Below are 23,929 nucleotides of genomic sequence, written 5' to 3'. Positions count from 1 at the left end.
TAAGAGGACGTCTCATGTGGACGGAAATAACTGCACCGTATAGCCTGCTCGGTGATGGATGCTCTGGCTCGACGTCTGGTTCCGGACGGGTTGTGGGACATCACCGAACCCCTGATTCCGAAGTTCGCTGCGCGTAGGCAGGGTGGTGGGACCGCGCCGGTCGATGACCGTGCGGTGTTCACCGCGATCGTGTTCGTGTTGACCAGTGGGTGTGCGTGGCGGCAGTTGCCGCCGTCGTTCGGGGTGAGCGTGCCGACGGCGCATCGCCGGTTCTGTGCGTGGGCTGCTGCGGGGTTCTTCGACCGATTACACCGGGAAGTGTTGGACCGGCTCGGTGCCGGCGGTGAGGTCAACTGGTCGGCGGCGATCGTGGATTCGGCGAGCGTGCGGGCCAAAAGGGGGGCTCGCTGACCGGCCGCAACCCGGTCGATCGCGGCAAGGCGGGCTCGAAGATCCACCTGCTCGCCGATGCGAACGGGATCCCGCTGGTCACCGCGGTGACCGGTGCCGATGTCCACGACAGTCGTGTGCTGCGGCCGCTGGTGGATGCGATTCCGGCGATCCGGTCCCGACGCGGACCGCGCCGCCGCCGGCCCGAGCGGCTGCGCGCCGACAAAGGCTATGACTCGGCCGCTCACCGGCACTGGCTACGCTGTCGGCGCATCATTCCACGCATCGCCCGCCGCGGCATCGAGGACTCCACCCGCCTGGGGCGGCACCGTTGGAAGATCGAACGCACCCTGGCCTGGCTCACCGGCTATCGCCGTCTGGCCATCCGCTACGAACGCCACGGGCATTTGTTCGCGGCATTTCTGCATCTTGCTGCCGCGCTCACCTGTTACAAGAAACTCCCCACATGAGACGCCCTCTAAGTGATCAATCGGAACCGGCGAACTCCGATTCGCGCTGGTCGACCCGGTCGATGGCCGCCGAGACCGGGAGTGGGACTGAACCTCTCGGGTTTGGACTTGCGAAGTGCAGAGAAGCTTCCACGGGCCGGCTCGGTCGTCCCTACCGACCGTGCGCACCCGCCGTTCGTGGTGCTCGATCGCGTCGACATCGAGATCACTGCGGTGACCGAGTATCTGGCCGAACTGGCACTAGGCGATTCCAGGCCGCTGACCTGCCGAAGCTACGCCTACGACCTGCTGCGCTGGTTCCGGGTGCTCTGGTTGCTGGACATCGACTTGCCTCAGGCAACCCAGTCCGAGGTGGCGGTGATGGTCGGATGGTTGCGCACCGCGCCGAACCGGCAGCATCAACGGCGTAATGCGACCTCACCGGGCCCGGGGCAGTCAACTTCCACACCGGCAAGCCGACTCTCGCGGCCGGGTATGCGCGTACGACCATCAATCACGCCTTGTCGGCGGTCAGCGGGTTTGACGAGCATCACGGCTACTTCGGCCGTGACCCGGTGGTCAACCCGGCGCCAGTGTCACCGCAGCGGCGGGCAGCGCTGGCCCATCGCAGGCCGCTGGAGCCAACGCCGCCGATCCGGCGCGCCCGGTTGCGGCAGCGGGTGGCCGATCGGCCACCCGCTGCGATTCCGGATCGGCTCTAGGATGCCCTGTTCGACACAATGGGGTGCGAACGCATCCGCGCTTTGCTGAAGTTCTCCGTCTCCTACCCGATTCGAGGCGCCGGCTCGGGCATCGATTCCATCCTGCTCCGCGCGGCCGGCGCCCCGATCACTCCCCCACTTTCCCCTGATCGGTCTGCCGCCACTCGCCCGTCCCGTCCGGATTGCGGTGGTATTCCCATGCCGAGTAGTCGCCGTCGTTCTCCACCACGCTCAGCCGGTCGGCGTAGCCGTCGAGGTCGGTATCGGTCCAGACACTCATCGAATCGGGACCGGTGGTGACGAAGGTGTCGAGTATGCCGTCAACGACGAGGTCATGGGTGGGTGATTCCATTTCCACCGGACCCAGGCCGTCCGCCGGACCCAGGCCATCCACCGGACCCAGGCCATCCAGCGACGAGGACGCCTCGAAACCCGGCATACCGATATCGGGGAACTCTCCTGATGTAGGCATGTATTCTCCTGAACTCCACTGATCGACCGCGGGAATGTTCCGGTCCATCTTTCCATCCCCGACGGTACAGCGCAGCCCCATTCCCGGGCAGGAACGGGACTGCTGGTGGTATGGGGCACAAAGGAGTTCACCGAGGCGGCCGGCGCACCGCCGGTATCACCGCTTCGGCATAAAGACCCACAACCCCAGATAGATCAGGAACTGGGGCCTGGCAGGACACAGAAGACGGCGAACAGCAGCCGGACGAGGCCGGAGCTCCAGCCGGAGTATTCGGCGATGCCGCCGCAGACTCCGCCGATCCGCTTGCCGACGGTGGAGCGGGTGAAACGGCGTGCGGGGGCGGTCATGGCGGTCCTTTCGATCGCGGTTGCTACACCGTCCACTATCCGCACCCGGCCCGGTGGTCCGTATCGGCAGCGCTACCGACCCGCACCCTGATTTCCGAGGGTCGCGGCAGGGTGGATCTTTAAGCCGCGGCCCGGTTCAGACCGCCGCGACCAGTCTCGCGAGATTGTCGGCGAACTGCTCGGCCCGTTCGTGATCCTGGGCTTCCACCATCACCCGGCCCAGCTCTTCGGTGCCGCTGGGGCGCAGCAGGATTCGCCCGGTGTCCCCGAACTGCCCCTCGGCGGTGCGGACGGGCCTCGCGAACCCCGGGTCGGCGGTGATCGCGACCTTGTCCGTAATCGGGACGTCCACCAGCACCTGCGGGACCTTCTGAATCACACTCGCCGGCTCGGCCAGGGGCGCGACATCCGCGCCATCAGCTGCAGGCAGAATTCGATCGGGAGCGGGCCCGGCTGGACCCGCTTGCCTGCGGGGTGGATTTCGGCCGGGTACGCTTCACTGCCTCGCGTCGCCTGCGCATCTTTCGGAGCCCTGAACAGCGACGTGTAAGCGGTTCTTATGCATTGGCTCCCGGGCGAATCCTTGTCCGGTCTCGCGTGTCCCAGCGTTCGATGCCCCACCGTGCTGCCCCTCGAAGCCCGCGCCCCTCGTCGCGACTCCCGCTACTTGGCCTCGGCCACGGCCATGGCCCTTTTCGGCCGCCATGCTCTCGCTATCAGTGAATCCCGCGAGCTGCCAACGTATTTCAGTCGCAGAATAGTGGTGTTACACTGTAGAATTCCCGCCATGCTGAAGTATCTGATCACTGGGGCGATGATCGCGACCTTCTCCTTCGGCGCGGCCGGTACGGCGGCGGCTGATTACACCGTTGGCCACTACTCCACCCACGGAGCTTGTGTCGCGAACGGGGTGGGTAAATTTGGTAATGACGGGCTGGGTAAGACCTGGTTCTGCCGTCAGTCCGGTGGGGGTACGACCTGATTCATCGCTGAGGGGCTACAGGGGCGGGATGGTCTCGCACCCCGATGAGATCCCCCGCTATCGCGCTGGGCTCGACTGCGACAACGCCGACGTGGTCACCCTCGGCGCGACGATGATTCCTCAGCGCCGCGCCGTCGCGAACACTGCGGCGGATCTGCTCATCGGACGCTCGATCAGCGACCCCGCCGCCTCGCGTCCGGGTCGCTGTCTGCTCGATACCTGCACAACCCGACGTCGAACACCTCAGATAGACGTACTTGCAGCACCGACTATTACCGGCCACAGTCATGGATTCTCGCCGCCGGAAGGGCCGGCCGGGCCCCTGCACTGCCCCGAATAGTCCGGCGTTGCGTTGTGGCCACGTGCAGTAGGTGTCCGTGGAATGAGCCTGGTGTATGGAGATTTTGGTGTTTGCGGCCGACGCGATGGACGGCGCTGAGGGCCAGGCTGGTCGCGATCGCGGTTGGCTACGCGACGGACGCAGCCGGGCTGGTCCAGGGGTGGCGTCCCGATGCGCCTGCCCTCCGGCAGGATTCCTCGCCGGAGGGCCGCGAACAGCTCGGTCGGTACCGAACCCGTTCTGCACGAATCGATCACATCCTGGCCGATCTGAGTTGGAATGCACGATCGGTGCGGGAATCGCAGGACCGATCGCCGGCATCTCCCAGCACAGCTGGTGGCTCGGTAGTAGTGCAGATAAGCGCCGAATACCTCACCCGACGCTCCCCGCGCCCGCGTCGAGATCGAGCGCCGCGGTGGCTTTCCCAGTTGGTCCGAGCAGGCTTCTGGGTTCGGTTGGTTGGTGCTGCGGACTATCGGTGGTGGGCGGTGCCGCGGCCTGAGCGTGAACCGATCAACTCCCATTAGGTGGTCGTGGCGGGCGTAGCTACCATCGGCGCGATGGGCCACCATCATCCGGTCGGTCATCGCGCGCCGGTTGCGTCGCCCCGCTTCCTCGCACCAGCGAGTAGCACCACAGGCCTTGCAGCGCCTACCGTACTCGCGGTCACCGTGTTGACCAGCGCACCCGATGCATCACCCGCACTGCTCAAGGAGCGACTGACCGACGCTGTCGCCGCCAACTGCGGTGACGTCGTCTGCGCAGCCAGCGGCCTTTCCGTCATCCGCGCCACAGCACCCGACATCTTGACCGTGGTTCCCGGTACTCGCCCAGCCGGGGCGCGGTGCACGACCAACAGCGCGTCGCGACACCAGCCGAAGCCATTCGCAGCGGCGCAAGCATTCTCGTCATCGGCGAGGCCATCACCGGCGCTCCCGCCGCCGAACTGATCTCCTGGCGCAGCGACGGCCTCAGTGACGACGACACCCATCCTGGGCAACCCCGACGGCCGCGGCCGGCTTTACGTCGTGCCGCCAGCGGCCCGACCGCTGCTGGGCGCGGCCCACACCTACGTCCAACTCAACCACCCTCGCCGCAGTGGCCTGCTCAACGGCGGCACCGGCCGGAACGGGCGCACACTGCGGATCTCCGCCGACACCTGCGGCATCGAGCTGCCCGCCCGGCACCCCTGGAAGCACACCTGGATCGCGAGCGCCAAGACTCGATGAACCTGCCCGCACCCCTCCCGCGCCGATGCCGACTTCCGCTACGCGCTGAACCTGAACGCATCCCTCGACACCCGCCCTCAGCAGGACTCCTGCGGTCTAGTCACTAGAGTCGAGACACGTTGTCGCACAGCTATTTTCGTCCCTTACGGCCGATTAGGTGGCAGGATGGCGGGGTGAGCGAATCGCGTCAGCAGCGCCGTGCCCGAGAACGCGCCGAGCAAAAGGCGGCCTCACGGCCCGGCCCGAACCAGCCTTCACCACCTGCCGAACAGATCGTGCCGAAGAAGCCGCGGGTGATCGGCACCGAACTGCGGCGCAACGTCGACGATTCACCTCCAGAGCCTGGCGAGCCTCCGGAATGGGTCGACTGGTCCTGCGAATACGGGCTGCGTGACGAGAGTGTTGGCATCGACGACTCCGGCAATCCCAACCTGGAAGACGTCATCAACGGCGTCCTCGACTACGCCCGCCAGTGGTCGACCGCTACGACATCACCATCGAATGGACCGTCGACGGCGACCCACCCGACGGCGGAACGATGGAAGACGCCATCACTACCCTCGGTGTCGAGCTGCCGACCCGGATCCCGGACCGACCGAGAGCGCGCGGATTCCGCAAGCAACGCCTGGGAGCAGGCAGGTGCGGCCAGGATCGGCCACTCCACGGTGAGCCGCCGATGGCCGTATCGGGCGCGGGCCGCGTCGGCGGTCACTCCGAGTGCCGCACCGACCTGGGCACAGCTCGCTCCGGAGCGACGATCCGCGAGGACCGCGCAGGCGATCAAATCCTCGACCAGGCCCGAAAATCGCGCCACCGCCGTCATCGGTCAGTGCACGGAGAGTGGGGCGGTCTCCATGCCGGCGATGAATTTCCGCCGCGACGACGACTCGGTGAACATTCGTGGGTGGCCCCTGCGGAGCGAGCGATCTGCTCCCTTCTCTCGTAACCGGCTCGAAGCCAACATATGCCGGGTCAGACGTCGATCCGGTCGAGACGTCCGCCTGGACGATCTACCAGCCAGAAGCGCGTACTGCGTTGCGACGGGGCACCGCCACGATCCGAGATCGGTGAAACGTGCGCTCATGCCGCATAGTGCGCGGTTCGGGACGTCCACGGCCGGATGCCAAGCATGACCGTGACGTCGGATTTCACCGATGCGACATCTCGGTTGGCTGGGGTGCGGGGGTTGGGGTCCAGATCTGAGGAATCCGGCGCCAAGGCGCGTTATGTGGGTAGGGGGTCAGGCCCGACCCACGATCTCCCGCCGCTGTCTTCGCCGCAGTGCATCCGAAGGGCATGCCTTCAGTAACGAGTGCGCAATAGAGCACTTGTCACTAGGCTGTACACCGGTCCGGGAGATGCTGGGCGGTGGCCGGGCCGTCGACCTGCCACCTTCGCTACAAAGACGAACTGGAGATCCGGTGGAAAACCAGGGGGAAACCGTGACACGCCGCCTGCGCCGGCGAGTGCGAGAGACACTGGATCGGGTGGGACCTCAGCACTCCGAGCAGCAGGTGATCGCCGAGGCGACAGCGTACTGGGGTGATCCGGACCAGCGGGCGTGGGTAAACAACTCCCATTGGTCCGATGGGATTCCCGGGCAGTGGGAAGAGATCGGCGCCGCGCACCTGGCGTTGTTCGACAAGATGGCACGTGTACTCGACCGGGCTCCGTCGATGTCGACCGTGGTGGAGTGGGGCTCGGGAGGGGGTGCGAATGCCGTCACCTTCGCGCCACTCGCCGACCGGTTCGTCGCCGTGGATGTCGTAGCCGCAGGCCTGGACGAATGTGAGCGTCACACCCGGGCCGTGTGCTCGACTGCCTTCGAGCCGGTGCTGGTGGAAGTCGAGCACCCAGAGGCGGCAATAGAGCGTATCGGTGCCGGCTCGTGCGAGCTGTTCTTGTGCCTTTACGTGATGGAAGTCCTCCCCTCGCAGGACTATGCAAAACGCATCCTGGCCATCGCGCGCAAGCTGCTGACACCGTCGGGCGTGATGTTCGTGCAGATCAAGTATCGCGACAGCAACAACCGCGCACCCCACAAGCGAAATTACGCACGAAACCTCGCCTCGCAGACCATTTTCCCAATCGACCTGTTCTGGTCCGTTGCTGTCGAAGCGGGTTTCGAACCGCAGGTGGTCTCGCTGGTGCCGGAGAACGACCTCGATCGTCACTACGCCTATTTCCTGCTGACACCGTCGGCGTCCTGACGATCGCGTCACCGGCGCCCTACGGTCGGCTGCTCACCCCGAACAGCCGACCGTGGGCTGGTCATCGCCTCCCGACCGAAGTGGAAAAAGAGGCGTGAGGAACAGTGGCACGGAATCCGTGCGGTAGTGCGAGTCGACTTGGGCGTTTGCCGCCGGGCGAGCCTTCGAAGTCGGCGGTACCGCGCATAGTTTCGCGAGTCGACCATCGTCGACCCGGTCAAAACGCCAGGTCGCCATCCGAGATATCGCGCATAGCAAGCAACTATCTGCGGTAACTCGCCGGCGCTACTGTCGTCGCCGATGTTCCTTGCGCTGCCGGCGTGGGCTCGATCGGAGAGACACCACCATTGGGGCAGGCTTGCTCAACGGTGGTGTCCCAGCGTTCGTGCGCGGATTGCCGGTCATTCCCGCCGCGTGTCCGATGGCTTCCCAGGGCGCACCATCGGCGTGGGTCTGACGCACGGTCTCGGTGAGTCGTTGTACGCCCGGACGCGTCGAGGGCCATTTGGTGCGGCGCCCGGGCCGGGCGCCACCGACCGGATGGCCGCCGGATCGATCGCCGCCAACTCGACGGGCGATCGATGCGAGAACGCACGAGCGGCGCACGGTGGGAGACCACCGGGCGCCGGGCGTGCCTTATGGAGTAGTCAGCGCGAGAGCGTGGTGCGCAGATCGGTGAGGGCGGCGCGGCGCGCGTAGGCGATCCAGGCGAAGATCGCGGCGAGCAGCAGCGGGAAGATCCCCATCGAGGTTGTCGATACCGAAAACCTCAGACCGTCGTCGAGATGGGTACTGTCGGGAAGTTTCTCGATAACAGCTGACAGGTCCGGATAAGTCATCATGGCCTCCGTCTGCCGACTGGGCGATACCTCCTCCGCATCCCCTACAGCATCCCATTATCCAGTCGAGATCCCATCATCCAGTCGAGCGTGCCAGAGCCGGACCCCGAACTGCGGGCAAGCCGCGTACGCCCGGTGAGGCCCCCCTCATACCGCGACAGTTTTCCGCACCGTGTGACCTGCGGAGATGCTTGTTGTATCCTCCATAGGTGGGTTATGAGTGGCTGCCATCGGCGATCAGTCGTCTGCAAGGCCTCGGCACCGATGAGGTGATCGCCGCCTTGCTGGACGCGCGCCGCCGGTGGGTGCAGAGAGTCGAGACGAAGTCGGGCGCTCGCGGCCTGGCGGTCCGGACCCGTACGCCGGCGGGGACACCGATCCTGGTGGTCCTTCGCCCGCTGGACGGGTTCGATCACCAGATCACCTACGCCGCGCCGATGACTCCAGAGCAGGTAGCCGCGTTCGAGGAGTGGGAGAACAACCAATGAGCGCACAGGACAGGGACCTTCAGGCACTGGTCGAGGGCAAGGAGCTGGCCGACGCCGCCGAGGCGGGAGAGCTGGTCTTCGGTGAGACGGTGGACGCGGCCGCGGTGCTGCCCACTGCCGCCGCCGACGACCCGTTCGTGGTGACCACGGTGCGGCTGACGCAGAGCCAGAGGAAACGGGCTCAGAAGATCGCCGACGAGCGCGGCCTCGACCTGGCGACGCTGATCCGGGGCTTCGTCAACGAGGGCCTGGCGGAGGCCGAGGGCGACTACACGGTGTCCTACGCCGACCTCAAGCGCGCGGTGGCCGGGCTCCGTCGCACCGCATAAGCGTCGGGACCCGGCATGCCGGCGACGGTGCCGGAGGGACCGACCACGCTGACGAGGAGCTGATAACCGGCGCGCGGTAGGACTGCTGCGCGCCGTCGTCGACGCCATCGACGAGGCCGCGCGGCCGGTCACCCCGACGGGGACTGTGGATTTACTGAGATAGACCCTGGGCTGCGTCGACCACCGCCGGAAGCGCACCGGAGCCGGAGATCAGACAGTCCCTGGGTCATCGGCTGGGCGTAGGGCAGCATGAGAAGCGCCGCGCTGCGGGCGGGTAGCAAGACGCCGTCGCCGGCGATCAGGCGGTGGATGAGACCTACACGTTGCCGCCGGCTGGTCGGGGTCTACCGAAAGCTCAGATCCGGGAGTCGTTGGGGTCCTGCCTGTCGGCTCCGGTGCAGTTGTGGCTGTTCGTGTCGGTTGTGTTGCATTGTTCGTGCGTGTCGTGGTCGGTGTCGAGGAAGTGGAAGCTTGGTGGGGGGTGCATCAGGAATTTGTGGTGGGAAATGTTCCATGCGTAGGCACCGGCGAGGCCGAATGCGAGGCGATGTCCTGCTTGTAGGTCTTCGGCGGGGACATTGCGTGCCAAGATGTCTTTCGGGGTGCACAGTTGGCCTGTGATAGTGATCGTGGAACCGGTTGCTGTTGGACGTGGCCACTGGTGTGGCCATGTGTCGATGGGCACTATGGTGCATGGTTGGTCGTGGCCTTTTGCGGCGGGTGTGCGTAGGTGGTGTGTGCCTCCTCGGATGATGGCGAATTCTGTGCCGTGGCTGGGCTTCACGTCCAATACTTCGGTGGCGTACCAGCCGCAGTAGGCGCTGACGGCTCGTCCCGGCTCGATGCGCAGCTGTAGCCGTGGCCACGTCTCGGTGATGCGGGCGAGTCCGTCCCCGTAGGTTGTCCAGTCGAAAAGCGGTGCTCCTGGACGGTAGTCGACGTTCATTCCGCCGCCGAGGTTCACCTCGTCGAGGTCGACGCCGCATCGTTGGGCCACTGCCTGTGACCAGGTGATGATCGACTCGGCGAGGGTGAGCAGGTCGGCGGCGTTCAGTCCGCTGGCGAGGTGGGCGTGCACTCCTCGCCAGCTCACTCCCGGGTAGCGTCCGGCGACGAGGTCCGCCGCCAGCGTGTACGCCCGCCTAGGGTCCATCCCGAACGGTGTCGGTCGGCCGCCCATTGTCAGCGCACTGTTCGCTACGGCTGCGCCGGTGACCGGGAGGTTGACACGCAAGAGCACATCGGCTGGTTCCTCTGCGCGGGTTGCGGCCAGGGCCGACAGCATCCGTAGTTCGGTTTCGCTTTCCACGTGGATGCGATGCACTCGGTGATCGAGCGCGGCAGCCAGTTCCTGGTATGTCTTGCCCGGTCCGCCGATGGCCAGTGGGGCAGCGGGTGCGGCTGCGGCGACATGTGCCAGTTCGCCTCCGGAGGACACTTCGAAACCGTCCACGATTCCCGCGAGCGCGGCGAGGATTTCCGGCTCGGGGTTGGCTTTGGCGGCGTAGTACAGTTCCACGGCATCCGGTAGCGCTGACCGGATGGCTGCGGTGTGATCCCGTAGCGCCACGAGATCGTAGAGGTAGGCGGGTAACTCGGCGGCGGGCAGTGTGCGCAGCCGGTGCAGCACCGCTGGGGTCGGGACGCTCATCACAGCGCCTCTTGGAGCCGGGTGTCTTGTGCGTGCGATACGGTCGGATAGGCGGGCGTGAACGGTGACGGTATCCGGATATAGCCGGCGTCATGATCGGACTTGCGCTCCCACCGGGTGAGCAGATTGGCTTTGGCGGGTAGGGGAACTCCGGCCAGCACCGCGGCCAGCCGGGGAGGACAGCCGTGTTCGGCCGCGTAGTCGGACAGCGCCGCGTGCACCCGCTCCCACAGCGCGGGTTCCAGCTGCGGATGCAGATCGGCCAGCGCCGCAAGCATTTCGGCGAGGTGGTTGACGACGAGGCAGTACACGACCCGATTCCAACCGGTGTGTGGGGTGTAGGTCATCGGAGCGGCGACATCGGGGCGCAACTGCGCCAACGCCTCGATGTGGTGTTCGGGTAACAGCTTGGTGCCCTCGAGGTCGCGGAAGAACACTTGTACCGGCATGCCTGTGCTGTCGACACCGACAACCACGTTCTGCAGGTGTGGTTCCAGTACTACACCGTGGTCGAAGAAGGCGGCGAGGACCGGCGGGATGAGCAATGCGAGGTAGTCGGTCCACCAGCGCATGGCGGTGTCGAGTTCGGTATCCGGGAGCAGCCGGGAGATCTGCGCCGGGCCGATCGGGTACTCGTCGGCGATGGCTGCGGCGAGCAGCGGTGTCGCCCCGGGCCGCAGCCGTTCGGTGAGTCCTTCGCGGACGATCACGCCGAATCCTTCCAGCAGGCTGCGATCGACGATGCCGTCCGCGCCGGGCAGCGCGAGGCTGCGGTAGGCGGGTTCGCGCAGCATCACGCTGTCGGGGAAGCGGCCCGCCAGCTGTTCGAAGACCGGTCGCAGGAGGCGAGTCAGCGCCACCGCTCCGGACAGTTCGTAGCCGGCGTTCTTCCGTATGCAATTGGTGATGCGGACGTTGAGGCTGAACTTGAGGAACGTGTTGCCGTCGTAGAGTGTACGTACCGACGCGGTGGCCGCGAAGGTTCGGGCACTGACACCGAGATCGAGGATGTCGCCGCGTGCCATGGCGTGGCGCAGGTGCGGTGCGTCGCGCAACATATCGTATTGCCAGGGGTGTGCGGGGAGCAGCCGGTAGCCGGTGGGCACGTCCTCGTGCAGCAGGTCCAGGGGTGCGCATGCGGTGGCGTGTGTGGTCTCCTCGGCGATCAGGTGGGACCGCACCGCCAGCAGTCGTAGACCGAATGCGCCGCCGGTCTCCGGTGCATAGGGCCGCCACGCTTCCGGTGCGCCGCTGCGGGCCTTCGGGGTGGGATGGAAACGGTGACCGAACAGCAAAGACTGTTCCGACACGAGGTAATCCGGCGAGGATCCGCTCTCGCGCCTTGCGCTGGATTGCAGTGCGACGACGATGGTGTGGTGGCTGGATGTGATCTGCTCCAGGAATTCCTCGTTGTTCACCCCGGTATAGAGGGTAAGTTCGGCATGGATGTGCTCAGCGAGCCGCTGCCAGTTCACCGCCATCCACTGTGTGCCACGCCGCTCGCTCACCGGCCCGGTGAACCGGTGTGCGCCGAGCAGTGACATCCGCCGCAGCCGGACCCGCAGCAGCACGTCCCGCCGCGGCAGGCGCAGCAGCAGGTGACCGTCAGCGATTCTGGCTTGCCGTTCGGGACCGGAGACCTCCCGTAGCAGACAGTTGAGCAGGGTGTGCGTCACGGTGTCATCGGCCTCCGGCAACGCGGGTACGGTAGACGGTGTTTTGGGGGAAAGTGATTCAACGGGGATGGGCATGAGAAGACTCCCTGGATCGGGAAAACCGGTGGACTACAACAGCGATGAGAAAAACGACAGCGGCCAGGGCGCCCGATAGTGGCGGAGCGTTCGGGCCGAAGCCGGAATTGAGGGCGGTTGCCGCGAGTCCGGCGGCGACGGCTCCGGCCTTGGTGAAGAATTCCAGCGAACCGAACATGCCGCCGGGCGGTCGGCCTGCGGCGCAGTTGGCGGCCATCATGTTCCGGCCGACCAGGCTCAGGGTGAGACCGGCGCCCAACAGCAGCCGGGCGGTGACGAACCCGGCCGGTGAGTCGACCATCGCATGTGCGGTCAGACCGACGGCGAGCATGAAGAATCCGAGCACGATCGGCCGCCGCGGCGTGCTGAACATCCGGTGTACCGCCGGCGAGGACAGCAGATACACCAGGTGCGGTAGCGCGAACAGCACACCGGCCACTATTGCCGAGGTGCTGGGGAGCCGGTCGGATACGAGCGCGATGAAATACGGGAACGAGACGACCGTGGTGAACACGAACACGAACTCGAGCGCGAACAGCACGTGTACCGGGGCAGATGCGGTGGCGGCGGGATGATCGGCGGTGGCGCGGGTTGCGGTTCGACGGGCCGACCGGGGCTCGGGTAGCCACGCCAACAGCAATGCTGCGCTCAAGGGCAGCAGCGCGAGTACAATGTACTGGCGGTGCGGCGTCAACCATTGCGACAGTGCGCCGACGGTGATCGGGGCGAACACCAATGCCGCTCGGGCACTGGCTTGCAGCGCTGTCAGTGCCCGAGCCAGCGCCGAACCTTGCAGCGCTGCCGCCAGATAGCCGGTGGACGCGACGAACGTGCCGCCGAGCACGCCCTGTAGCACCAGCGCCGCGGTGAACAACGGCAGCGAATCGGCCAGCCCGGCCAGTACGAACGCGACAGCCAACCCGAGTTGCGCACGTAACAGCAGGGGTTTACGACCACACCGGTCGGCCAGCCGCCCCCACAGTGGGGCGCCGAGCCCGCCGAATACGGTGGGCACGATGTAGAGCAGCCCGGTCCAGTGCCCAGTGGGATCGCCCAGTTCGGGCAGGATCTCGGTGAAGTACGGCGGCAGTCCGAGGGCGGCGAAGGAGGCCACGAAATAGCATCCCGCGACCGCGTACACCTGGCGGTGGCCGAATTTCGATGTAGACACGACCGCTGGGCTCGATCGTGTCGCGCGTGTGGCGCTCATGTGTGCTCACCTGCGGTGCGCAGATAGTTGGGACCGTCGGTATAGTGCTTGTTGATGTCGACCGCGCCGCTGCGTTCCTTGCTGAACAGTGTTCCGGCACTGACCATGGCTTTCACCGGCAGCCGCGGTGCATTGAGCACGTCCGCGCGCAGCCGTGCCGCAGCCGTGGCGTCCAGTCCGTCGATCGCCTGCTCGAGTCGATCCCGGACAAGGCCCAGCATCGTCGCCTGTGGTGCGTACCCGAGCCGGGCCAGTTCGAAGGCGTATGCGCCCGCACACAGGTGCAGGGTGATGGTGGTGAACAGGTCGGTCAGGCCACGATCGTCGTCGACGGCTATGCGGGGGTCGTCGAAGCCGACCGGTATGTCGCCGAGCCGGCCGCGCAGCCGGGCGGTGTGCACACGTGGGGTGTCGTTGTCTTTGAGAAGCAGACGCAGCCGGGTGCTTTCCCGGTGGTGGTCGAGCACGAGCGAGATGTTCTGTTGATGCGATTCCAAAGCCACGCCGTAGCCGAAGAGCGTGGTCTGCCACCGGAACAGCAGTGTGATCCACGCGTCGAACAGGGCGATCGGCGCACCGTTATAGAACCGGTCTGCCAGGTGGTCGAGCACGAGCCGACCGTCGGGGCCCGCGGCGAGCAGGGCAGCCATCGGCACCACGACCGCGCCGTCCAGTCCGGGCGGGTAGCGGCGGCGCAGCACCGCGAGCAATTCGTGCCCGGCATGGGCATAGCAGCTCTCCTCGGCGAGCAGGATCCTGTCGACGAAGCCCGATTCGCGGTCGAGCACGGCGGCCAGTAGCCGTTGCCCCTCGGCGCCGTCGATCAGCGTGCGCGGCTTGATGGTGCGCACGTTGAGCCCTCCCAGAGTCGCAGTGGCCAGCGGCAGTTTCAGATGCTCTGTCGGAGCATCGGCGACGGCCACCGTCCGCATCGACAAGGTCGGGATCACCGTGAGATACGACGGTTCGGCGAGGACGCATTCGTCATACAGGCCGAGTTCACGCAGGATGCCCTCCAATGCACCCACACTCGCAGGATGTATCGGCAGCATCACATGGCTGTCGGCGAGTTGCGGCAGGCCCAGCTGTGTCGGGACGGGCCAATACTGCGGGGGAAAGTCCGCATCGCCTGTGCTGGTCACCGCCGCATGCGGCACCGCCAGCCAACGCAAGGTGAACCTGGGATGGAACTCCGGTGCGTATGTCAGCAGGTCCGTTTCGTCGAGCCCACTGCGACCACGCGAGGTCGGATAGACGGGGTGATCGTGCCGGGCGGCCAGCGCATCGAACGCCAAGCTGGACGCAAGACCGGTCCAGTCGCCGATTCGATCGCCATATCGCCCGACGAGTTCGTTCACAAACCTACCGTGGGTCGCGGAGTGTAGTTGCATCGCCGCGCGTGCTCGATCACATTCGGCAGCGAATTCCTCGAATCCAGGCCGGTCGAGCGGATGCGCTGATTCGGCCAGAGCGGAGATGATCTCGGAGGTAGTGCGCAGTTTACGACCGTCGGATTCGCACAGGAGCAGCGGCTCGCGGGCGGTGTCGGTGCACAGGAAACCGTCGGCTGTCACCGCAAGCAGCAGCGCCTCGGGTCCCGCCAGCCGTAGCCAGCGACCATCCGGGCGCTCGATTTGGGTGCTTTGGCTGCGCAGGCCCACCACGTCTTCGCGCAACAGTGTCGCCAGCACCCGTGACACCAGCCGCTGTTCGACCATATCGGGATCGGCGGTGAGCACGCCGGTCGGCTCGAGGGACGCCTCGCTCATCGGACAACCTCCCACCGCTGCGCGGCCAAGAACTGGTCCGCCGCGCGATCGACCGCGGCGCTGTCGGTACCCACGGCGCGTAACACGCCCAAATAGTCGCGGTTGGTGTGGGAGATCTCATGCCGTGCACCGATGTCCCGTAACTTGCGGTAACTCAGGCAGACACCATCGGTGATCGAGTCGTGGGAGTCGGGAGCCGCGATCAATGTGCCCGAAGCCGGTGCGCAGACGTGATCGATGCGGGCCGCACCGCCATGGCGGATGCCGAGGTCCGCCGGTAACGTCTCGCCCAGATGGACACGCAGAACGCGCTCGAACAGCGGGATGCCCAGCACTTGTTCGAGCGCCAGATCACAGTGATCCCCGATTGCTCGATAGTTGACTTCGATCAGCCGGGCACGTCCGTATTGCACCACGAATTCGGTGTGACAGCAACCGAATCCGATACCGAGCGCGTCGAGCTGGGCCAACACCTGCGCGACGATCGGTTCCGGGTGAGCGGGTGTGAATGTGTGCCGCAACTCGACGAAATACGGTGGCGCCGACAGCGTTGTGGCGAATCCGCCGAGAACTGTGCGGTGGTTGCCGTCACCGAGCGTCTCCAGCGTATACAGGGGACCGTCGAGATATTCCTCCACCACCAACGCCGTATCGGGGCGCCGCTGCCGAATCTCTTTGCAGCGCATCATGAGCTCGGCAGGCCGCGTGACCAGAACCACGTCCTCGCTCGCGACGCCCTCACGTGGCTTGACCACGCACGGCGACGGTATGTCGAGTTCGGCCAGGACCGACGGGTCCTCGTCGACAGCCAGTTCCCGCGACCAGACCGTATCGAGCCCGGCGTCGGCCAGATGCCGGCGCAACAGTGCCTTGTCCTTCACGCGTTGGGCAACCCGGTAATCCTTGCCCGGCAGGCCGAAATGCATGGCGGCGCGGGCGGCAGACGCTTGCAGGTGGTCGCTGTTGGTGAAGATCCCGTCGGCCGGCGGCAAATCGGTGAGCGCGCCGATCACGGCACGGTGATCACGCACCTGGCACGCGACGACCCGCAGACCGGGATGCCGACGATGATGCGGATCGGGCTCATCGGTGAGGACAACGATCTCCGCACCCAGCCGCGCAGCCGCGGGCAGGAACCCTTCGTAGACAGAATCAGTGGGATTGAGGGCAAGCAGATACAGGAGCATAGGCGGCCTTTCCGCACAGCCATTGGCGATACGAAGGCGGCCACCCCACAACCGAACAGTGCGATGATCGGCTGTATGGCGGCCTCTTTCACGAACAGGGAACAGTCATCGGTGGTAAATGGGCACCACTATGACGGCCCGCCGCTGAGAAAACGCTGAGACCGACACAGCCTCTTGCTATTCGAGTTCGTCAACATGAGTTCAGCGGTGCGGCTCGGTGGTGCAATGGTCGCTACGACGGTGAACACGAACTCGGGTAGCGATCGCCACGGCGCAGATTCCCGGTCACGGTGACGGAGAAGGATCATCTAGTGCGGTGGATCCTTCGGCGCGGGTCATGGGGAGTTCGCCGGCTGTGCTGCATGGTCGTGGGTATCAGTTTTCGTCGGAGAGTCGGTAGCCGGCGCCGCGGTGGGTTTCGATGGTGTTTCGTCCGAATGGCAGATCGATCTTCTTGCGTAGATAGCCTATGTAGACCTCGACCACGTTCGGTGGGCCCTCGAAGTGGACATCCCATACATTGCGCAGGATGTCGGTTTTGCTCACCACGGTCCCCTTCTGGCGGAGCAGGTAGTGCAGCAAAGCGAACTCACGTGGTGTCAACTCCACTGACACCGTGCCGCGGTGCACCGATCGCCGCGCCGGATCCAACATCAGGTCGCCTGCGGTGAGTATCGGTGCCTGTTGCGGCGTGTGCCTGCGCAGCAGAGCGCGTAGCCGGGCGCGCAGAACGATCGCGGAGAACGGTTTGGTCAGATAGTCGTCGGCTCCCAGATCGAGTGCATCGGCTTCCTCGTGGTCACCGTCCTTTGCGGTGAGCATCAGCACTGGTGTGTGCGCATCTCGTGCACGTATCCGACGTAGCACCTCATAGCCGCTCATACCGGGCAGCATGATGTCCAGCACGATCACGTCGAAACACTCTTCGGTCGCCCACCACAACCCCTCCGGTCCGGTCGCGGCGACCTGCACGACGAAACCCTCCAACTCCAGCGCCCGCCGCACCGTCTCCGCCAAGCGCGGCTCGTCCTCGACCAGCAGCAGTCTCACCTGTTCTCCTCGGTCGACGATCCGATTCGTTCGACGAGCCGCTCACGCGGCCCGCCGCCGGAGTCACACAGGTCCCTCGAGTCCAAGGGCAGGTCGACGACGAGGCGGGCGCCGCCGAAGGGGGAATCCTCGATGGAGACCGTGCCGTGGTGGGCGGCCACGATTTCGGCGACGATGGCCAATCCCAAACCGGTACCGCCGGTATCACGGGCACGGTCGTCCTGCAATCGCACGAACCGGTCGAATACTCGGAACCGCTGTGCCGCAGGGATACCGGGCCCATCGTCGTCGACGATGACGTGGGCGCGGTCCGCGGCGACGAGTGCCGTGGTGACAGAGACGACCGACACGGTGTGGACAGCAGCGTTGTCCACGAGATTACGGATTACCCGGGCCAGTGCTCTCGGATCGCCTGTCATGCGGGTGGGTTGCAGGTTGACGACCACGTGATGACCCCCCTCGCTCCGCAACCTGGCAACGGCCTCCGCAGCGAGATCATCGAGGTCGACATCGGTGTGCCGCAGGGTCAGACCGTGTTCGTCTGCTGCGGCCAAGGTCAGCAGGTCATCGACAAGTAGCCGCATACGCTCGGCCTCCGGTAACAAGGTCGCCGTGACCAGTCGATGATCGAACTCTGCCGGATGATCGCGTGCCAGTTCCAGTCCGGCGATCAACGAGGCCAGCGGACTGCGCAGTTCGTGTGATGCGTCGCCGACGAATCGACGCTGTGCCAGGTATCCGGCCTCTACCCGGTCCAGCATCGAGTTCATGGTGGCGGCCAGCCGCGCGATCTCATCGCGCGCGATCGGAACCGGGACACGTTCGCCGAGACGGTCGGTCCCGATACCGGCGACGCGACGTCGGATCGCTTCAACCGAGGACAGCGACAACCCGACAAGCCCGTAGGTAGCCGCTGCGGCGACCGCGACGATGATCGGGCCACCGAGGGCCACACCCACCGCAACCTTCTTCACGGCGTTCTCCACCGGTTCACCGGCAGCTGCGACCAGGACGCGGAAATCACCGGCGGGCCCGTTGGCCGGCCGGATCGTGACCCGCAGATCGTCCTCGCTCTCGATCGCCAAACCTGTCACGTGTCCCGAGGACGGGATCGAAACCAGCGGATGCTCAGGAGCACCTTCCGACGCGCGCACGACCCCGCCTGTCGAGTCGACCACCTGAACGATCTCTACCGGACTGGCGGGGGCGAACAATCTCGCGCTGACCTCGCTCGGCGCCCTGTCACGCAGATGCATGGCGAGATCGGCGGCATGCCCCGAGGCCGCGACATCAACAGAGTCCAGCAACGACCGGTAGACCATCCACAACAATGCGACAGCACCGAGCGCCAACACCACTCCGACCACAGCCGCCGACAACAGAGCCGAACGCAGCCGCAGCCCCCACCGGGCAGGAGACGCGAACGCCAACACAGAACGCATACAGCCATCATCGACCCATGGCCAGCGCGCCACCCAGTAACTCTCAGCAGGCTCTCAGCGACGCTCAGCAGGCTCTCAGTGGTATTCGGGCACCGTCAGGCCATGAATTCACTTGCCGAAGACCTGCTGTGGCTACTACTCGACGATCAATCCGGACAACCGCTCGTCGACCGTATCAGCATGTCCCGGGTGCTGGCCGGAGCAGTCTTGTTGGAGATGACTCTGACCACGCCGGGATCCCCGATGCCGCCACTGCGACTCGCCACCTGCGGCGAGACCGGCAAACCCCTCTGCCTCATTCCGACCGACACACTCACTACCACAGAAGACGACCCGGTCAGCACCACCGTTGCCGACCTGATGCAGGGCCGAGCCCACACACCGAAACAAGCGATCGAACGCCTGCAACGCCCTGTGCACCGCGTTCTGCTGCACCGCCTGTGCGCCGACGGACGCGTCATCGCCATGACATCGTGGCTACTCTGCCTCATCCCGCTGCGATCGTGGCCCACTCTCGATCACCCCCGCAAAGCCGCACTGCGGCAAACCTTGCGCGACACCCTCCTGGACGCCCGGCTCCCCGATCCACACACCACCGCCCTGATTGTCCTGCTCAACGCCGTCAACGCTCTTCCACCACAATTCCCCGGCCGAAACCCGCACACCATCACCCGATCCGCCCGCCAGATGACCAGCGGCCACTACGCCTGGAGCATCGACGCCATACACGCGGCCATCCACACCTCTTACACCGACTCCTTCACCACCTTCCCATAGCAACCACCACAGGCGGATCCCGACTTCGGAGTGCAGGCGGATCACACTGCGGTGCCGGCGCAGGACCGGGTTGCCGTCGATCGCGGCGGCGACATCGGCTGTGGTGAGGCCGCCGGGAATGCGTTCCCAGTCGATCTCCCACACGTCCGGGCCCGGCACCCACCATCCCCACATTTCGATGTGGTAGTCGGCGCCGAATCCTTGCAGGAAGGCGCGGATCACCTGGGTGCGGGAGACTTTCCGACCGCCGACGATGTCGAGCGGCGGCGATCGCCGGCCTTTGGGGCAGGCCCGCACCTGTTTCCAGTCGATATCGGGCATCGCGAGCAGGGCTTCCACGTCCCCGGTGCGGTGCAGTGGCACGGCCACGGTGCGGTAGCGGCCGACATCTTTGTGGTGGTGGCGTTTCGGCACCGACCGCGACCTGTTGACCGGACTACGGTGGCGTGACCAGCGTGTCGGGTGTTGGGCCGATTCGCTGATCGGTAGAACTCACGCGACTTCGAGGATACGAAGAGGGCGTGAGGATGTCTGATGAGGGATGATCGCGACGTTCGTGCGATTGAGCTGCCGAAGTGGGGCCAAGTCGTTGCTGATGAGGGGGTTTCACCGTGGCTGGTGGTGGACCCGGACGGGGTGCCGGCGCAGCCGATCGCACGGTTTCTGCGGGAGTTCGTCGCTGCGGGGATGTCGGTGGCCTCCTTCTACCTGCCCGCGGACTACGCCGACCGGCTCGACACCCCCCTGCCGGCCGCCGCGTGGGACCACCACGTCGAACTGCTCGACACCGCCCGGCAGCGGGTGCCGGCCGAGCTACCCGACGCCACCCGCGCCGCCCAGGTCCTGCACATGATGGGCGTGGTCGCCGAGATGGGCGTCCCGTTCAAGGCATACAAGCTGCCCGCCGAAACCGTGGCCCGACTCGCGATCGACCGGTGGGCGCGCCGCTCCCCCGCCACCGTGGTCGCCGCCACCTCCGTACCAGCGCTGTACCCCTTCGGACAGGCCGTTGGGCTGGAAGAGAAAACCGCCGCCCGGTTGCCGGGCTATGAAAGGCCCCTGACACATGACCGCGTCATACCAACCGACCCAGCTTCCGGGGGCAGTAAACTGTAGCGCCGCCTTCGATCCCGGCAGCTTCGGCGCCGCCCAACGCGCCGCCGATCAAGCCACCCACACCTGGAAACAGCACGTTGCCCACAATGGGCAGGGCGAAGCTCCACCCAAGGGCCTCGGCTCTGCGGGTCAGGTCCACCCTGGCTCTCCTTCCGCCGCATTATTTCCCTCGTCGGCGCGTTTCCGCTCTCGGAAACGGTTCGGACACAACTACTGATCACCGACGCCGCCGGAACACCCCTGGCGGTCACTCTCACCGGCGGCAACCGCAACGACGTCACGCAGCTCATCCCGCTCGGCGATGTCCTACCGGTGATCGCAGGCCGCCGCGGCCGTCCTTGGCGCCGGCCGCGGCATCTGTATGCCGACCGAGGCTACGACCACGCCAGATATCCTCGGCTTCTCCGAGCACGCGATATCACCCTGGTCATCGCCCGCCGCAACACCGGCCACGGCTCCGGACCCGGAAAACTCCGACCGGTAGAATGCAGCTTCGCGTGGCTCCACGCGTTCAAACGGCTACAAACCCGCTACGAACGCCGCGCCGACATCTACCACGCACTACTGAGCCTGGCCTGCCCGGCCATCGGCCTCCGCGAACTCATTCTGGACTGACCTCCAAGCCTCGATCCACATCGATCACGTGTACTTCGCGTGCGCCCGTGGCGGGTCGAGCTACGTCGCTTTGGTGTAACCAGCCGAGCGGTGGATGTAGTCGACGACAGTGGCGACACGGTGCGTTCCCGATCGAGCCGAGTCGTGTTGCACACGACCATGATCTCAGGTCCGGCGGTCCTCAATCCGCCGCGCACCCCGAGCGCGAACGGCAGCCCCATCGCTGCCACCCATCGTGCACGCCACATCGAGCTCTGCTGCTCCCGGAGCGGTGGTGACGGCGGGATGGAAAACGCCAGGGGGTCTCGGTCACCAGGTCAAGAGAAGGGCGCGGGGTCCGGTGTCGGCGTGGCTGCGGGACCACTCGATATCGTCGACCGTTCCGGCGAGCCGCAGAGCCGGCAGAGCTCGCGAGAGCGCACGCAGGGCGGCGCCGACCTCGAGCCGGGCGATGGCCGAGCCGAGGCAGTGGTGCGGGCCACGCCCGAACGCGATGTGCTTTGGCGCTCGCCCGGCGTAGAACCGGTCGGGTGCATCGAACCGTGACGGGTCACGGTTCGCGGCAGCGAGTTTGACGAGAACCATGTCGCCGGTCGTGATCGATGCGCCGACCAGCTCCACGTCCTCGTGCGCCCACCGCGGGAACGCGTCACCGATGACCCCGATCTGCAGCCGGGCGATCTCCTCCACGGTGGCGGCGAGATGCTCGTCGTCTGCCGCGGCGAGACCGGGGAACCGGCCCTCGGTCAGCAGCAGCGTCGTTCCGACCGTGATCGCGTTCGTCGCAGTCGAGTAGCCGGCAGCCAGTATGGAGAGCACTAGCATGTTCAGCTCGGATTCGTTCAGCCGGCCATCCTCGGCACCACGGGCGCGGATGAGGTCGGTCAGGAGGTCCTCGCCGGGCGCGTCCTGCTTGGCTGCGACCAATTCGGCGACGAAGGCACCGAGCTCCGCCCAGCCGGTCTCGGCTGCGCCGGTGACGAAGTCCGCCTGGGTGGCTGCGTCGGCCAGCGCCCGGAACCGAGCCCGATCCTCGATCGCGGCCCCCAGCAGCTCAGTGATGACGGCGATCGACAAAGGCGCGGCGAAACCATCAACGAGATCGGCGGGAGGCTCGGCATCGGCGAAGGATGTCGCATGAAACTCGGCGAGCTGCTCCACCCGAGGGCGGAGCAGCTCGACGCGACGCGGCGAGAATGCTTTACCGACCAGCCGACGCAGGTGCCGATGCGACTCGCCGTCCTGCAACAGGTGGGCGTCGGCGTCGGCGGGGCCCCCGGGCGGGCCCACCCCGAATCGACGGTCGCCGAGCACGGCCGCCACTGCGTCGTACGAGGTCACCAACCAGGCAGGTTGGCCATCAGGCGTCCTCACGGCGGCGACAGGCTCGGTCGCGCGCAGCTTCGCATAGGCCGGCGGCGGTGTAAACGGATCGGGCTGATCGAACGGCAGCGTGCGCGCGGTATCGGTCATGGTATTCCTCTCAAGTTTGCATTACAGGTGCAATGTAAACATTGTCCAGGCGGTTCGTCAATGCAGCTGCAATGTGAAAGAGTGATGGGCATGCCGAAACTCGTCGACCACGGTGAACGGAGACGCCGGATCGCAGATGCCCTGCTCCGAGTTGCCGCCGACCGGGGCGTCGAGGCGGTCAGCCTGCGCCATGTCGCCGCCGAGGCCGGTGTCACCGCAGGAATGGTGCAGCACTACTTCTCGAACAAGGAGGAGCTCCTACACTTCGCATTGGACGCGGTCACCGAGAACGTCACCGCGAGGATAAGCACCGGCGACGACGAGCCCGGCGCAATTGTCCGGGAACTGCTGACCCAGCTGCTCCCCCTCGACGAACAGCGGCGGATCGAAGGCCGGGTATCCGTGACGTTCTTTGCCTACGCCGCCACGAATCCCGCAATCGCGGAGGCGCTCCGCGCGAACTCGATGCAGCAGCGCGATTTCCTGGCCGAACAGATCCGCTCGGCACAGGCCGCCGGACAGGCACCGACAGCACTCGATCCCGAAATGACGGCGATGACAATGCTCGCCCTGGTCGAAGGGCTCGGCATCCAGGTCAACAGTGGGCTTTTCCCGCCGGCGGAAGCGCTTCGGGCATTCGATGACTACCTCACCGTCGTCTTCCAGAAGCCATAGCACAGCCGCCCCGACCAAGTCATCTGCCTGATGCGGAAGTGTGGTTTGATCGCGAACCTGGGGATCTGGCCCACTTTCCGCGATGGGCGTGGTCTGAGCGCGATTGTAGGGTCTCGGAATTCGTGTCAGTCCACGACGCTGCGGCCTGCCTCTTCTCAAGCTGTCTCGTTGCCTGGCCACGAGTGGTTGTCTCAAATCGGTAGCATTTCCTCACGAGGTCGGGCGCCACGGTGAGGATCTTGGTCGTATCGAGGAGCAGCCCTCACGAACGCCGAGAAGGGCAGGCGATCTCCCAGGCCGCCTCGATCATCTGGAAGTTCTCGTCCAGCGCGGCCTCGGGATCGGATGCCTCACGGGCCAGCGAATGGGTGTCGATCACGAACCGTGCGATCGTCCGACATGCCATTGTTTCGGGG

General features: G+C 65.9%; 23 protein-coding genes and 1 pseudogene. 11 read left to right on the top strand and 13 right to left on the bottom strand.

Translation table 11 applies throughout. From position 1 onward, the window contains the following. The first annotated feature begins 54 nt into the window (after positions 1 to 54). Positions 55 to 860 (top strand): IS5 family transposase gene (locus ON20_RS35120; protein WP_438803447.1). Its coding sequence is split into 2 segments (ribosomal slippage): positions 55 to 399 and positions 402 to 860, totalling 804 coding nucleotides; the frame shifts between segments, so codons are not numbered across the junction. A gap of 828 nt (positions 861 to 1,688) precedes the next feature. Here ON20_RS35120 and ON20_RS27670 read toward each other — a convergent pair. From ON20_RS27670 to ON20_RS27660, 3 genes are all read right to left on the bottom strand, one after another. Then, a complete protein-coding gene (locus ON20_RS27670; protein WP_040840425.1) occupies positions 1,689 to 2,033 on the bottom strand; it encodes a DUF6802 family protein in 345 nt (114 codons plus the stop codon). 194 nt (positions 2,034 to 2,227) lie between these two features. Then, positions 2,228 to 2,380, bottom strand: a complete 153-nt coding sequence (locus ON20_RS27665; protein WP_438803446.1) for a PspC domain-containing protein — start codon at positions 2,378 to 2,380, stop codon at positions 2,228 to 2,230. A 136-nt stretch (positions 2,381 to 2,516) separates the two neighbouring features. Continuing rightward, on the bottom strand, positions 2,517 to 2,759 hold the full coding sequence (locus ON20_RS27660; protein WP_040840423.1) for a hypothetical protein: 243 nt from the start codon (positions 2,757 to 2,759) through the stop codon (positions 2,517 to 2,519). A 408-nt stretch (positions 2,760 to 3,167) separates the two neighbouring features. Here ON20_RS27660 and ON20_RS36955 point away from each other — a divergent pair, with 408 nt between their 5' ends. Further along, positions 3,168 to 3,362 (top strand): hypothetical protein, encoded by a 195-nt coding sequence (locus tag ON20_RS36955; RefSeq protein WP_157229073.1) that lies wholly within the window; start codon positions 3,168 to 3,170, stop codon positions 3,360 to 3,362. Between the two features lie 1,314 nt (positions 3,363 to 4,676). Further along, complete coding sequence (locus ON20_RS27650; RefSeq protein ID WP_040840419.1) at positions 4,677 to 4,931, top strand: hypothetical protein; 255 nt, start codon at positions 4,677 to 4,679, stop codon at positions 4,929 to 4,931. Between the two features lie 460 nt (positions 4,932 to 5,391). Here ON20_RS27650 and ON20_RS27645 read toward each other — a convergent pair whose 3' ends face one another. Further along, positions 5,392 to 5,745 carry a hypothetical protein gene (locus tag ON20_RS27645; protein ID WP_157229072.1) on the bottom strand — a complete coding sequence of 118 codons (354 nt, stop codon included), beginning with the start codon at positions 5,743 to 5,745 and terminating at the stop codon, positions 5,392 to 5,394. Between the two features lie 700 nt (positions 5,746 to 6,445). Here ON20_RS27645 and ON20_RS27640 point away from each other — a divergent pair. Then, a complete protein-coding gene (locus tag ON20_RS27640; RefSeq protein ID WP_157229071.1) occupies positions 6,446 to 7,141 on the top strand; it encodes a class I SAM-dependent methyltransferase in 696 nt (231 codons plus the stop codon). A gap of 647 nt (positions 7,142 to 7,788) precedes the next feature. On the opposite strand, the gene ON20_RS39360 is transcribed toward ON20_RS27640, so the two are convergent. Further along, complete coding sequence (locus ON20_RS39360; RefSeq protein WP_040840415.1) at positions 7,789 to 7,983, bottom strand: hypothetical protein; 195 nt, start codon at positions 7,981 to 7,983, stop codon at positions 7,789 to 7,791. A 206-nt stretch (positions 7,984 to 8,189) separates the two neighbouring features. On the opposite strand from ON20_RS39360, the gene ON20_RS27630 reads away from it, so the two are divergent. After that, positions 8,190 to 8,468 carry a hypothetical protein gene (locus tag ON20_RS27630; protein WP_040840413.1) on the top strand — a complete coding sequence of 93 codons (279 nt, stop codon included), beginning with the start codon at positions 8,190 to 8,192 and terminating at the stop codon, positions 8,466 to 8,468. Continuing rightward, positions 8,465 to 8,797, top strand: a complete 333-nt coding sequence (locus ON20_RS27625; protein ID WP_051163482.1) for a hypothetical protein — start codon at positions 8,465 to 8,467, stop codon at positions 8,795 to 8,797. The genes ON20_RS27630 and ON20_RS27625 overlap by 4 nt, the downstream gene beginning before the upstream one ends. Positions 8,798 to 9,152: 355 nt before the next feature. Here ON20_RS27625 and ON20_RS27620 read toward each other — a convergent pair whose 3' ends face one another. The 7 genes from ON20_RS27620 to ON20_RS27590 form a co-directional block, all read right to left on the bottom strand. Further along, positions 9,153 to 10,448 carry a type III PLP-dependent enzyme gene (locus ON20_RS27620; protein WP_083865354.1) on the bottom strand — a complete coding sequence of 432 codons (1,296 nt, stop codon included), beginning with the start codon at positions 10,446 to 10,448 and terminating at the stop codon, positions 9,153 to 9,155. After that, positions 10,448 to 12,199 (bottom strand): IucA/IucC family protein, encoded by a 1,752-nt coding sequence (locus ON20_RS27615; RefSeq protein WP_083865352.1) that lies wholly within the window; start codon positions 12,197 to 12,199, stop codon positions 10,448 to 10,450. The genes ON20_RS27620 and ON20_RS27615 overlap by 1 nt, the downstream gene beginning before the upstream one ends. After that, entirely contained in the window at positions 12,183 to 13,370 is a 1,188-nt protein-coding gene (locus tag ON20_RS27610; RefSeq protein WP_218002663.1) for an MFS transporter, read from the bottom strand. The genes ON20_RS27615 and ON20_RS27610 overlap by 17 nt, the downstream gene beginning before the upstream one ends. A 35-nt stretch (positions 13,371 to 13,405) precedes the next feature. Continuing rightward, positions 13,406 to 15,178, bottom strand: a complete 1,773-nt coding sequence (locus ON20_RS27605; protein ID WP_083865358.1) for an IucA/IucC family protein — start codon at positions 15,176 to 15,178, stop codon at positions 13,406 to 13,408. Further along, positions 15,175 to 16,365 (bottom strand): ATP-grasp domain-containing protein, encoded by a 1,191-nt coding sequence (locus tag ON20_RS27600; protein WP_040840409.1) that lies wholly within the window; start codon positions 16,363 to 16,365, stop codon positions 15,175 to 15,177. The genes ON20_RS27605 and ON20_RS27600 overlap by 4 nt, the downstream gene beginning before the upstream one ends. Positions 16,366 to 16,740: 375 nt before the next feature. After that, positions 16,741 to 17,415 (bottom strand): response regulator transcription factor, encoded by a 675-nt coding sequence (locus ON20_RS27595; protein ID WP_040840408.1) that lies wholly within the window; start codon positions 17,413 to 17,415, stop codon positions 16,741 to 16,743. Beyond that, entirely contained in the window at positions 17,412 to 18,857 is a 1,446-nt protein-coding gene (locus tag ON20_RS27590) for a sensor histidine kinase (RefSeq protein ID WP_083865350.1), read from the bottom strand. The genes ON20_RS27595 and ON20_RS27590 overlap by 4 nt, the downstream gene beginning before the upstream one ends. Positions 18,858 to 18,959: 102 nt before the next feature. Between ON20_RS27590 and ON20_RS27585 the strand changes: the two genes are divergently transcribed. The 4 genes and pseudogenes from ON20_RS27585 to ON20_RS27570 form a co-directional block, all read left to right on the top strand. Then, positions 18,960 to 19,634: a GOLPH3/VPS74 family protein gene (locus tag ON20_RS27585; protein WP_040840406.1), complete on the top strand. Its 675-nt coding sequence runs from the start codon at positions 18,960 to 18,962 to the stop codon at positions 19,632 to 19,634. 51 nt (positions 19,635 to 19,685) lie between these two features. Then, positions 19,686 to 20,084 carry a hypothetical protein gene (locus ON20_RS27580; RefSeq protein WP_157229070.1) on the top strand — a complete coding sequence of 133 codons (399 nt, stop codon included), beginning with the start codon at positions 19,686 to 19,688 and terminating at the stop codon, positions 20,082 to 20,084. An 84-nt stretch (positions 20,085 to 20,168) separates the two neighbouring features. Beyond that, on the top strand, positions 20,169 to 20,750 hold the full coding sequence (locus ON20_RS27575; RefSeq protein WP_157229069.1) for a hypothetical protein: 582 nt from the start codon (positions 20,169 to 20,171) through the stop codon (positions 20,748 to 20,750). Between the two features lie 213 nt (positions 20,751 to 20,963). After that, a pseudogene (locus tag ON20_RS27570) lies at positions 20,964 to 21,365 on the top strand (transposase); the annotation flags it as partial. 309 nt (positions 21,366 to 21,674) lie between these two features. On the opposite strand, the gene ON20_RS27565 reads toward ON20_RS27570, so the two are convergent. Next, positions 21,675 to 22,838 carry a cytochrome P450 gene (locus ON20_RS27565; protein WP_040840398.1) on the bottom strand — a complete coding sequence of 388 codons (1,164 nt, stop codon included), beginning with the start codon at positions 22,836 to 22,838 and terminating at the stop codon, positions 21,675 to 21,677. A 90-nt stretch (positions 22,839 to 22,928) separates the two neighbouring features. On the opposite strand from ON20_RS27565, the gene ON20_RS27560 reads away from it, so the two are divergent. After that, complete coding sequence (locus ON20_RS27560) at positions 22,929 to 23,513, top strand: TetR/AcrR family transcriptional regulator (RefSeq protein WP_040840432.1); 585 nt, start codon at positions 22,929 to 22,931, stop codon at positions 23,511 to 23,513. Positions 23,514 to 23,929: the final 416 nt, after the last annotated feature.

Source organism: Nocardia brevicatena NBRC 12119 (assembly GCF_000308495.1).
Classification (GTDB): Bacteria; Actinomycetota; Actinomycetes; order Mycobacteriales; family Mycobacteriaceae; genus Nocardia; species Nocardia brevicatena.
The sequence above is the reverse complement of the archived record's forward strand: the minus strand, read 5'-3'. Positions and strand labels throughout refer to the sequence as shown.